Annotated in this window: 10 protein-coding genes and 4 tRNA genes; 12 read left to right on the forward strand and 2 right to left on the reverse strand. The window is 37.5% G+C overall.

Annotated features, from left to right (window positions below):
- Nucleotides 1–89 precede the first annotated feature (89 nt).
- The 7 genes from Q8L85_00095 to Q8L85_00125 all read left to right on the forward strand — a co-directional run bounded on the left by Q8L85_00095 (nt 90) and on the right by Q8L85_00125 (nt 6,978).
- Nucleotides 90–1,181, forward strand: coding sequence for an efflux RND transporter periplasmic adaptor subunit (locus Q8L85_00095; GenBank protein ID MDP1723092.1), 1,092 nt, complete (start codon nt 90–92; stop codon nt 1,179–1,181).
- A complete protein-coding gene (locus tag Q8L85_00100; protein MDP1723093.1) occupies nt 1,178–4,276 on the forward strand; it encodes an efflux RND transporter permease subunit in 3,099 nt (1,032 codons plus the stop codon). Before Q8L85_00095 ends, Q8L85_00100 begins: the two co-directional genes overlap by 4 nt.
- A gap of 23 nt (nt 4,277–4,299) precedes the next feature.
- Nucleotides 4,300–4,551, forward strand: coding sequence for a hypothetical protein (locus Q8L85_00105; GenBank protein ID MDP1723094.1), 252 nt, complete (start codon nt 4,300–4,302; stop codon nt 4,549–4,551).
- Nucleotides 4,552–4,758: 207 nt separating this feature from the next.
- On the forward strand, nt 4,759–5,220 hold the full coding sequence (locus tag Q8L85_00110) for a hypothetical protein (protein ID MDP1723095.1): 462 nt from the start codon (nt 4,759–4,761) through the stop codon (nt 5,218–5,220).
- Between the two features lie 85 nt (nt 5,221–5,305).
- On the forward strand, nt 5,306–5,665 hold the full coding sequence (locus tag Q8L85_00115) for a hypothetical protein (protein MDP1723096.1): 360 nt from the start codon (nt 5,306–5,308) through the stop codon (nt 5,663–5,665).
- 111 nt (nt 5,666–5,776) lie between these two features.
- Complete coding sequence (gene obgE, locus Q8L85_00120; protein MDP1723097.1) at nt 5,777–6,793, forward strand: GTPase ObgE; 1,017 nt, start codon at nt 5,777–5,779, stop codon at nt 6,791–6,793.
- A gap of 95 nt (nt 6,794–6,888) precedes the next feature.
- Nucleotides 6,889–6,978: transfer RNA gene (locus Q8L85_00125), tRNA-Ser, on the forward strand.
- A 137-nt stretch (nt 6,979–7,115) separates the two neighbouring features.
- Here Q8L85_00125 and Q8L85_00130 read toward each other — a convergent pair.
- Complete coding sequence (locus Q8L85_00130; GenBank protein ID MDP1723098.1) at nt 7,116–7,970, reverse strand: hypothetical protein; 855 nt, start codon at nt 7,968–7,970, stop codon at nt 7,116–7,118.
- Between the two features lie 663 nt (nt 7,971–8,633).
- Here Q8L85_00130 and Q8L85_00135 point away from each other — a divergent pair.
- Both Q8L85_00135 and Q8L85_00140 read left to right on the forward strand, forming a co-directional pair.
- Complete coding sequence (locus Q8L85_00135; protein MDP1723099.1) at nt 8,634–9,023, forward strand: hypothetical protein; 390 nt, start codon at nt 8,634–8,636, stop codon at nt 9,021–9,023.
- Between the two features lie 191 nt (nt 9,024–9,214).
- Nucleotides 9,215–9,291, forward strand: a tRNA-Met gene (locus tag Q8L85_00140).
- A gap of 10 nt (nt 9,292–9,301) precedes the next feature.
- Here the strand turns inward: Q8L85_00140 and Q8L85_00145 are convergent.
- Nucleotides 9,302–9,553: a hypothetical protein gene (locus tag Q8L85_00145; GenBank protein ID MDP1723100.1), complete on the reverse strand. Its 252-nt coding sequence runs from the start codon at nt 9,551–9,553 to the stop codon at nt 9,302–9,304.
- 198 nt (nt 9,554–9,751) lie between these two features.
- Between Q8L85_00145 and Q8L85_00150 the strand changes: the two genes are divergently transcribed.
- From Q8L85_00150 to Q8L85_00160, 3 genes are all read left to right on the forward strand, one after another.
- Nucleotides 9,752–9,837, forward strand: a tRNA-Tyr gene (locus Q8L85_00150).
- A 19-nt stretch (nt 9,838–9,856) separates the two neighbouring features.
- Nucleotides 9,857–9,930 (forward strand) — tRNA-Gly (locus tag Q8L85_00155).
- Between the two features lie 73 nt (nt 9,931–10,003).
- Nucleotides 10,004–10,824: elongation factor Tu (locus Q8L85_00160; protein ID MDP1723101.1), on the forward strand; the 821-nt coding region annotated here is incomplete at its 3' end.

Below are 10,824 nucleotides of genomic sequence, written 5' to 3' on the forward strand. Positions count from 1 at the left end.
TCGAATATGCGGATGCTTAATTTATTGTAATAAAATCTTTTCAAATATCAATTTTTCCTGCATGATTTGATATCTTTAAGGAGAAAAAAATGACCACCTTTATCAAAAGAAGTATTATATTTTTAATTATTATAGGACTTGTAGGCCTTGCTGTTTTTAGGGTTTTTATGAACCATAAAATTGAAGAAATGAAAAAAAAGGGTTTTATAACGGGCGCTATTCCTGTTGAAATTATTCATCCTTTAGAAAAACCACTCCAATATAAAATTCAAGTTATTGGTAATTTATTATCGAGTGAATCCGTCATTTTGAAACCTGAAATTCCTGGACGTATCGTCAAAATTGCATTTGAAGAAGGTGTGTATCTTAAAAAAGGTGATTTATGCATTGGCTTAGATGATGAGGTCTATAAATCAGAACTCGCGCAAGCCAGGTCAAATTTGGCTTTAAGTCAAAAAAACCTATCGCGCGCGCAAACGTTATTAAGTAAACAAGCCGGTAGTGAATTTAATAAAGATACTGCCCTTCGTGATGTTGAAGTTAATAAAGCGAAAGTGGATTTGGCCGAAGCCAATTACCGTAAAACAAAAATTATAGCGCCTTTTGATGGATTTATGGGGCTACGCAAAGTAAGTTTGGGGGCCTATGCCAATCAGGGGATGGAACTTGTTAATTTGGAATCGATTGATCCCATTAAAGTAGAGTTCAGATTGCCTGAATATGCATTGCCTTATATCAAAATGGGTCAAAAAGTAAATTTGTCAGTTGATGCTTATCCAAATGAAACTTTTCAAGCAACTTTGTTTGCGATTGACCCTAAATTAGATGCAAAAGATCGTACGGTGAGCGCGAAAGCTACTTTACCAAATGCAGATTATAGACTTAAACCAGGTCTTTTTGCTAGGTTGCAGCTTGTTTTAAGCGAAAAACCGCAAGCTTTATTTTTACCCGAAAATGCAATTGTACCTGTTGGAAATGATACGTTTGTGTACACCTTCAACGACGGCAAAGCACATATGCAAAAAGTAAAAATGGGCCTAAAAGAAGCACAAGAAATTGAAATTTTAGAAGGCGTTACCAAAGAATCCATGGTGATTGCAACGGGTCAGCACAAATTATTTGAAGGCATGGCTGTTGAACCTCTAAAAACAGAAGTCTCTGCCCAAGGAAAAGCATCATGAATTTACCTGAGCTTTGTATTAAACGACCGGTTTTTGCAACCGTCATCAATCTATTTTTGTTGATTTTAGGGATTGTTGCTTTTTTCCGTTTAACAGTGCGTGAATATCCAAATATTGATCCACCCGTTGTGTCGGTTCAGACGAATTATCGGGGGGCGAGCGCTGAACTGATTGAAAGTGAAGTCACGCAAGTTTTAGAGGAATCGCTTGCAGGGATTGAAGGCATTGACGTTATTTCGTCTCAAAGTAGGCAAGAAGTGGGTCAAATAACGATTAATTTTAATTTGGAAGTGAATCCGCAAACAGCTGCAGCGGATGTCAGAGACCGTGTGGCGCGTGTGCGTGGTAATTTGCCTAAAGATGCTGACGAGCCCATAGTCCAAAAAGTTGAAGCAGACGCTCAACCTATTATTTATATTGCATTTTATAGTGATCGTCATAGCCCACTTGAGATCACGGATTTTGCGGATCGTGTCGTTAAAAGTCAGCTACAAACCTTGCCTGGTGTTGCAGGTGTTGCAATTTTTGGGGAACGACGTTATGCCATGCGGCTAAGTATCGACCCTGAATTATTGGCTTCTTTCCGTTTGTCACCGCAAGATATTGAATCTGCGTTAAGACGTCAGAATGTGGATGTGCCTGGTGGTCGTATTGAAGGTAAGTACCGCGAATATACAGTATTATCTGAGACTGATCTTAAGACACCTGAAGAATTCAACAATATGATCATTGCGCAAAGTAATAATTCCTTGATCAAATTAAAAGATGTTGGTTTTGCAAAATATGATGCGGTGAATGAACGTAGTATCGCGCGTTATAATGCAAAAGATTCAGTTGCCTTAGGTATAATAAAACAAGCAACCGCAAATCCATTAGATGTGTCTAAAATTATTGCAGAAAAATTACCAGCGATTCAAAAAACAGTACCGGAAGGCATGCGATTTGAAATTGCGTATAATAAAGCTGATTATATTAAATCGTCGATTGAAAATGTGTATCACGCGATTTTTGAAGCCATTATTCTTGTGGCTGTCATTATCTTTTTATTTTTGGGCTCCTTCCGCGTTTCTGTTATTCCGTTAATCGCCATCCCTGTATCATTATTTGGTGCTTTTTTCCTGATGATGATGATGGGTTTCAGTATTAACACATTAACATTGCTTGCTTTTGTGTTGGCAATTGGTTTGGTGGTTGATGATGCGATTGTCGTGCTTGAAAACGTGCATCGATATTTGGAGGAAGGCAAAAAACCTTTTGAAGCAGCCATTTTGGGTTGCAAAGAAATCAGTTTTGCGATTCTTGCTATGACGCTAACATTAGCTGCTGTTTTTGCACCTGTTGGATTTTTAACGGGTGTCACAGGTAAATTATTTACAGAATTTTCGTGGACATTGGCAGGTGCTGTGTTGATTTCAGGCTTTGTAGCCTTAACCTTGACGCCCATGATGTGTTCAAAATTGTTAAAATCCCATCAAAAGGCATCACCACTCACATCCTGGTTTGAAAAATTATATAATAATGTGCAAGCAGGATATCAAACGAAATTAAAATCAGCTTTGTTGAACCCTAAGAAAACCGTTTTTATAGGCGTCACATTAGCGCTTATTTCGATGTCAATGTTTTGGGTGATAAAATCAGAATTGGCACCCATGGAAGATGAAGGAACAATTATTGGTGTTTTCTTGTCGCCTGAAGGGTCAACCATTGATTATACAAGCAAATATGCTGCTGAATTGGAATCTATCTTTGATAAAGTACCAGAGGTTGAAAAATATTTCGTAGTTTCTGGTTATCCTGTTGTATCGCAAGGGATTTCTTTTTTGATTCTATCGGATTGGACGAAGCGGGAGCGCGAAGCCAAACGCATTATTTTTGATATGGGTTCTAAAATGTTCGGCGTGACAGGACTTATGGCATTTCCAATGAATCCGCCGCCTTTGGGTCAATCACCTCAGAACAAACCTGTTGAAGTCGTGATTCAAACAACGGAATCCTATGATGTGTTGGATAAAATGTCGACAACATTGCTTGGTAAATTATATCAAAACCCAGGCTTGATGTATGTTCAATCAGATTTGAAATTGAATAAACCGCAATTAAAGATTGAAATTGATCGCGAGAAAGCAGCTGAATTAGGGATTGAAGTTGAAACAATTGGAAGAACAATTCAAACCTATTTGGGTGGTAGTCAAGTGACGCGTTTCAAGCGCGAGGGTAAACAATATGATGTGATTGTACAATTGGCAGCAAAGAACCGTGGCAGCCAATCAGATCTCGAAAAGATTTATATCAAAACGCCTAAAGGAGAAATGGTACAATTATCGAATGTTGTAAAGACTATACAAACAGTTTCGCCCAAAGAATTAAATCATTTTAATCAATTGCGCGCTGCGTCTTTTACAGCGAATTTAGCGCCTGGTTATACCATTGGTGAAGCGCTTAATTTTATTGAAACCAGTGCAAAAGAAGTGATGAATGATCGTGCCAGAATAGATTTTGGCGGTGAATCACGTGAATTTAAAAAAGCATCTGCAAGTATTTATTTCTTCTTCTTACTAGCGCTTGTGTTTATTTATTTGGTGCTTTCAGCCCAATTTGAATCTTTCAAAGATCCACTTATTATTATGGTGACTGTGCCTTTATCCTTAGCTGGTGCTTTATTGACCCTCTTTTTAGCGGGTAAAACGCTGAATATCTTTAGCCAAGTGGGGATGATTACACTTATTGGGTTAATTACCAAACACGGAATTCTCATTGTCGAATTTGCAAATCAACAACGTGAAAAAAATAAAGTACCATTCCAGGCTATTTTTGATGCGTGTTTAATGCGATTCAGGCCTATTTTAATGACGACAGCGGCAACTGTTTTAGGTGCATTACCACTGGCGACTGCTATTGGTGCTGGCGCTGAAAGCCGTCAAAACATTGGTTGGGTAATTGTCGGTGGCTTGACCATTGGTACATTCTTTACGCTTTTTGTGATTCCTTGTGTTTATTTACTTATGCAGCCACACGAAAAAAAGATAAAAGATATTTTTGTGATTGAGGGTGGCGCAGAAATGGGTTTAGAGTCAAATTATAGAGAAGCAAAATAGCTTATGTGTTATTGGGATCAAAAATGAAGAATTTAGTATTGTTCATCGCAATCTGTTTGATATCTAATGTTGCTATGGCCTTTGAAAATGAGAGGCCAGTATTTTCAAGTCAAGAAAATGTGCCAGAGCTCAATAACTATTTAAATGCTGATCATGAAGGTGAAAATGATATTGATAGTGAAGACGAATTGAATGACGAGACGCATGAAGATGATACAAGCTCTCCATTAGGAAAATTTTTTCAAGAATCTGTAACAGCATGTTCTATAATGTAATATTTTTCTTTTTTTAAACTAATCTTTTTAATTTTATCCTATTTGTAACATTTTCTGTGTTTATTTATGCATCCATTCACAAGAAAAAAAGGTAAAAGATATTTTTTGGTTGAAGGTAATGCAGATATATGTCTAGAGTCAAATTACCGAGAAGTAAAACAATGTAAAGCTTCTTGACATAATAATAAGTTAATCAGGAGTAAAAAAATGAAGAAATTAGTCTTTTTAGTCGCAATCTGTTTATTACCAAATCTTGTTATTGCTGTTGGCGAATGGCCAACATTTTCGAACCAAGAGGGCGCTGAACAAAGTTTAGAAAATTTAATGGTTATTGGTGCGAATAGCGATAAAGGTCATTTGATAGGTTCTTATGAATATACAATAGCTTCATTTACTTGTAATGCATTGATAGACGAAGCAAATAAAGATAAATCTGCAATTGCTGAATTTAGACCAGGTGAGATTTTTGTTGAAGAAAGCGCTACTTATAATCTTTATGTAGGCGATGCGTTGGTTGATGGAACCGAAACAGTGATCAAACGTCAGGCAGCATCTGAAGAAGAAAAAGAAGAAATCCCTTTAGGTACAGGTAATTCTAATGCTGTAGAAGATGACACTGAGGCTGTCAAAAAACCAGCCGGTAAAAAAGGATTTTGTAATTTACTTTAAGTTACATTCTTCCATCTGACATAAAAGGGCTATTCGGTTAATGTCGAATGGCCCTATTTTTTTTAATTACCTAATGGACATGAAAATGCCTCACATTATTTTAGAATGCAGCGATAATATAATTGAATCAGATTTAAAGCCTATATGTATTGAAATACAAAAAATTTTAGTAGATAAATTGCCGACGCAATTAGATAGTTGCAAAAGTCGTATAATACGCCATAAAGATTATGTTCTAGGTGATAACCATATTGATAATGCTTTTGTGCATGTTTTTATCAGCGTCATGCCTGGTAGAGAGCAAAAATTAATTAATAGTATCAGTGAAATTATAGTGGATCGATTGAAAGTTTTTTTTCTAGAATCACGCGATCGATTGAATCTTCAAATAAGTGTTGCGATTAACGATTTGCCCGAAAGTTACCACAAATTCAAAAAAAACTAAAATGTACTAACCAATTTTTAATGAATGGCCTAGAAGATATAATTTTAATACCTATATTTTTACAGAATGTGATATAACTTGATTTTTCTAAAATCACTTTGGGATTTTTAAATGAAATTTTTAGATGAAGCGAAAATCTTTCTTAAAAGCGGCGATGGTGGCAATGGTTCTGCAAGCTTCAGGCGTGAAAAATTTATTGAATATGGTGGACCCGATGGTGGTGATGGTGGCCGTGGTGGTCATATCTTTATCGAGGCTATTGATAATTTAAATACCCTAATTGATTACAGATATAAACAGCATTTCAAAGCTTGTAAGGGCGATAATGGACGTGGTGCTCAATGCACGGGTAGATCAGCAGATGATATTACGCTTAAAGTACCAGTGGGCACTCAAATTTTAGATGAAGATAAAGAAACCGTTTTGCACGACTTTACAAAAGCGGGTCAGAAAATCTTGTTTTTACGCGGTGGTGATGGTGGTTTTGGTAATGTTCATTATAAAACATCAACTAATAGGGCACCAGAACGTGCAAACGCAGGTTTTCTAGGGCAAGAAGCGTGGATATGGCTTCGCCTTAAGCTGATAGCCGATATTGGCCTTCTGGGCATGCCTAATGCGGGTAAATCAACCTTTCTAAGTATCGTTTCACGCGCAAAACCAAAAATTGCAGATTATCCATTTACAACTTTAGCACCTCAATTAGGTGTTGTACGTATTGAAAACGATGAATTCGTCGTTGCTGACATCCCAGGACTTATCGAAGGTGCCCATGAAGGTATCGGTCTTGGTCACCGCTTTTTAGGTCATGTGGAACGTTGTTCAGGTCTTCTCCACCTTATTGATGGATCGCAAGAAGATGTTGTTAAAGCATATCAAGTTATTCGTTCGGAACTTATGTCTTATGATCCGAAATTAGCAACTTTGCCTGAAATTATCGCTTTGAATAAAGTTGATCTTTTAGACGAAGAAGAAATGCACACCAAACAAAAAGAACTTGAGGACACAAGTGGGGCAAAGGTATATTTATTATCCTCCATCACCCGCATAGGGCTTGAAGCTTTGTTGTATAAATTGCTAAGACAAGTTAAAAATGCGCGTGAAGGCATTGTGGACGAAGAATATTAGGTCTTGTTGGTCTTTTGTTAAACAAACCTTGGAGAATTATTAATTCAAACCTTGCTCAATGCAGCATTTTTTGATACTTCTAATAAATCTCTTACGGAGAGGTGCCAGAGCGGTTGAATGGGGCGGTCTCGAAAACCGTTGTGCCTTCGCGGGTACCGTGGGTTCGAATCCCACCCTCTCCGCCATTCTTAAAGGAACATATTTATGTTCGTCAAATCTGCCAAATAGTTTGAAATGACCTTGTATCCTCTAGTTTTTTGAACGACTAGAAAAGTTGCAATCAAATTTGTAGGGAGATCCCCTCCCCCTACAGATAGATAGTTTAGAATTTAAAAGTAATACCTAACCCAACTTCTTTTGTTTCATTTTTAGGTTCTTTTGCACAAACTCTACCTATACCTCCAGTTTTACATATAGTTTTCGAATCAGCAATGGACCAATAACGGAAAAAAGGTTTCGCTTCAATCGCCATTTTTTCTAAATCCCACCTTAAACCAGCTGCTGCCTTTAAACCATATCCACGCGATTGTTTGTTATTATATGTTCCGCCATAATAAGAACCTAGATGAGACTTTTGCAACCCCTTTAAAAATACATCATATTCAGCATTAGCGACAAAAGAAAGCTTCGAATCAATAGGAATTGTTAAATCAGATCCAATGGGGATATAAAGATAATGGGACTGTCTTAAATAGTTAGAATGACCTGTTGTTGTTCGGATTCCTGTAGGGGGCGTTATTAAATAGCGATAACCCAGGCCTAAATAAGGGCTTATTGTTACATTTGACGAAAGATCAAAATGACGACCATATAAAGCTTGGGAATCAACATAGCAAGATGGATTAAATTTACGTTTTCCCGTACCATTTGACTTATACTTACCATTACCTATTGCAAAACGTGACGCAAATTTAACGAAATTTTTACCAAAATTATAAGTATACGCGCCACCAAGACCAAATTTGGGACCTTTAAGAGACATTAATGGTTTCTTCTTGAGCCATTCTTTGTAAGAATATGCAAAAATCTCAGGCGTGACCTCAAACTGATGTGGCGAAACTATTTTTTGGTTGATATCTTCTGCATCAGCATGAAGCGCTGAGGAATGCGATAAAACACCAGGTAATCCTAAAGTTAAACATAACATTGATTTTAAAAACAGTGACTTAAGATTCATAAAAACACCCTTTCATTAAGTCATTACAGGTAAGTAATACTGATATGTTTTAAGGAATGTGTCAATATCAATTTTTTTAATATTCAAAAAGAATGTTTTTAACAATATCATCAATCTACCGGACAAAAAAAGAAATTGTTTTCACCTCTCACCTTGTGGGAGAGGTCGTCGCGTAGCGACGGGTGAGGGGTGTCTAAAGCGTTTACAAGGAACACATCATCGTGTCGTATGTAAGCATTGCAAAACAATACTTACTCTCCAAAATACCCCTCACCCGCTCCCTTTGGTCGCGACCTCTCCCACAAGGGGAGAGGTGAAAAAAGTTCTTACTTTTGAGGAGCTTTTCGTAAACATTTGTGTTCATTTCTTTGGAATGAGTTGCTGGGCGTGAGATTAGGACAGTCAAAAATCGGCCTAATGTTATTTTTTGTCCGGTAGATTGCAATATCATAGACTTAAGCTCAATTAACATGAAACAACAGCACGCATTTTATGCGCATTGGTATTTTTTAATTTTCAAGTTATTTTTGCATAAAAAATAAAAAAAATGTATTTTATTGCTATTTATACATCGTTAATATAGCTTACTGACATGAAACAGATATGAACAAAAGCATATAGGTTGAATCAATAAGCTAATTAACTGCAAACTCAGGAGTATTTATGAAAAAACTTTGTCTTATTCTATGCTTAGCAACACCTCTTCTTGCAGGATGTGCAGCTAAAAGCGGCAATCAATTTCTAGAAAAAACGTCAGATGCTGAAGTCGCATCAAAGCTCATAGCCAACAAAACAACTAAAGCAGAAGTTAAAAATACCTATGGAGATCCAGTAGATTTTGACCTGCTCAGCGACGGCAAAGAATTGTGGACATATAAATTTACGCGTTCTTCTGCAAAAGGTATCAACTACATTCCATATGCAAGCCTTGTTTACAACGGCACAAATGATACGACTAAAAGATTAAAAATATTATTCAACAAAGATGGCATTGTTGAAAATCATACATTCTCTACATCCGCAGGTGAAACAAAAAGAGGCGCTTTCCAGTAAAAAGCAATTCGTTTCTTAAAATAGAGAGCACATCAATAAATTGAGTGATGCTCTCTATTTAAAGCGATAATTGAGTTTTGAAATATCGCAAATGAACAAAAATTCGATGAACTTCTAAAAGCCATCAAAAATAAAATTAAATAAGTCTTGCACTGTCTGCAGAATTGTCCTATAACAACATCACACTCTGTCGCGGGGTGGAGCAGCCCGGTAGCTCGTCAGGCTCATAACCTGAAGGTCGTAGGTTCAAATCCTGCCCCCGCAACCAAGTGTAGTTTTTAATGTCCTAGTTTTTTATTATCTTCACACACTTTCAGCCAGTCTACTTTACCCAGATATTTCCCAACAGGACGTTCCATTATTTTTAGCTTAGCATCTTTGGTGTATGCAAAAGACATTGCTTGTCCTGCATCATTTTTAGTTAATGCATTCCATTTGGTATCACATGAGGCAGTACCCGCAACCTTCATTGCTGATGCACCATATGAAAGGAAAAGAGCTGTCGCCAATACAAAAAATGTTTTCTTCATGATATCCTCCTGTTTAAGTTTTTCTCTAAGTTCATCATACCTTAATAAGTATTTAAATTTGGTTAAAGAGCCCTACTTCAACGAAAATTAATTCAAACTTCAAGAAAATAAAAATCCTTCATTTTTCCTGTTGACAAAATCAGCACGCAAGCTATTATGACCGAAGTTTTTATCGTGTTTCACGCACGATAAAAATCTGGAGGGGTGGCCGAGCGGTCAATGGCAGCAGACTGTAAATCTGCCGACGAAAGTCTACGAAGGTTCAAATCCTTCTCCCTCCACCACTTTTCAGAATATTTAAGTGCGGGTGTAGCTCAATGGTAGAGCCGCAGCCTTCCAAGCTGATGACGTGAGTTCGATTCTCATCACCCGCTCCATAACGACAATACCCTTCTCATTTTATAATCATGGGTATAATGTGCATAAAACCAAGTTAATGGGGCATAGATAATGGCAAAAGTAAAATTTGAGCGGAACAAACCGCATTGTAATATTGGAACAATTGGTCACGTTGATCATGGTAAGACCTCCTTAACAGCTGCCATTACAAAAGTACTCGCAGAAACAGGTGGCGCAGTTTTCACAGCTTATGATCAAATCGATAAAGCCCCAGAAGAACGTGCACGCGGTATCACTATTTCAACAGCACATGTTGAATATGAAACAGCCAATCGTCATTATGCACACGTTGATTGCCCAGGACACGCCGATTATGTTAAGAACATGATCACAGGTGCTGCCCAAATGGATGGCGCGATTCTTGTTGTGTCTGCAGCGGATGGCCCTATGCCACAAACACGCGAACATATTCTTCTTGCACGTCAAGTTGGTGTGCCTGCAATCGTTGTATTCATGAATAAAGTTGACCAAGTTGATGATCCAGAACTTCTTGATCTTGTTGAACTCGAAATTCGTGAATTATTATCCAAATATGATTTCCCAGGCGATGATATTCCTATTATCCGCGGATCAGCGCTTGAAGCTTTAGACGGTAAAGAAAGTGGCAAGCTTGCTGTTAAACAATTAATGGAAGCTGTTGATTCCTATATTCCTACACCACAACGTGCTATTGATAAACCATTCTTGATGCCTATTGAAGACGTTTTCTCGATTTCAGGTCGTGGAACAGTTATCACAGGTCGTGTTGAACGCGGCGTTGTTAAAGTCGGCGAAGAAATGGAAATTGTTGGCGTTAAACCAACACAAAAAACAATCGTCACTGGCGTTGAAATGTTCCGTAAGCTTCTTGATCAAGGTCAAGCAGGCGATAA

This window comes from Alphaproteobacteria bacterium (assembly GCA_030680745.1).
Lineage (GTDB): Bacteria > Pseudomonadota > Alphaproteobacteria > JAUXUR01 > JAUXUR01 > JAUXUR01.

Excerpts from the sequence above, each read along its gene's own strand:
- Q8L85_00095 (MDP1723092.1), top strand. The coding sequence starts at position 90 with ATGACCACCTTTATCAAAAGAAGTATTATATTTTTAATTATTATAGGA.
- Q8L85_00100 (MDP1723093.1), top strand. The coding sequence starts at position 1,178 with ATGAATTTACCTGAGCTTTGTATTAAACGACCGGTTTTTGCAACCGTC.
- Q8L85_00105 (MDP1723094.1), top strand. The coding sequence starts at position 4,300 with ATGAAGAATTTAGTATTGTTCATCGCAATCTGTTTGATATCTAATGTT.
- Q8L85_00110 (MDP1723095.1), top strand. The coding sequence starts at position 4,759 with ATGAAGAAATTAGTCTTTTTAGTCGCAATCTGTTTATTACCAAATCTT.
- Q8L85_00115 (MDP1723096.1), top strand. The coding sequence starts at position 5,306 with ATGCCTCACATTATTTTAGAATGCAGCGATAATATAATTGAATCAGAT.
- obgE (MDP1723097.1), top strand. The coding sequence starts at position 5,777 with ATGAAATTTTTAGATGAAGCGAAAATCTTTCTTAAAAGCGGCGATGGT.
- Q8L85_00130 (MDP1723098.1), bottom strand. The coding sequence starts at position 7,970 with ATGAATCTTAAGTCACTGTTTTTAAAATCAATGTTATGTTTAACTTTA.
- Q8L85_00135 (MDP1723099.1), top strand. The coding sequence starts at position 8,634 with ATGAAAAAACTTTGTCTTATTCTATGCTTAGCAACACCTCTTCTTGCA.
- Q8L85_00145 (MDP1723100.1), bottom strand. The coding sequence starts at position 9,553 with ATGAAGAAAACATTTTTTGTATTGGCGACAGCTCTTTTCCTTTCATAT.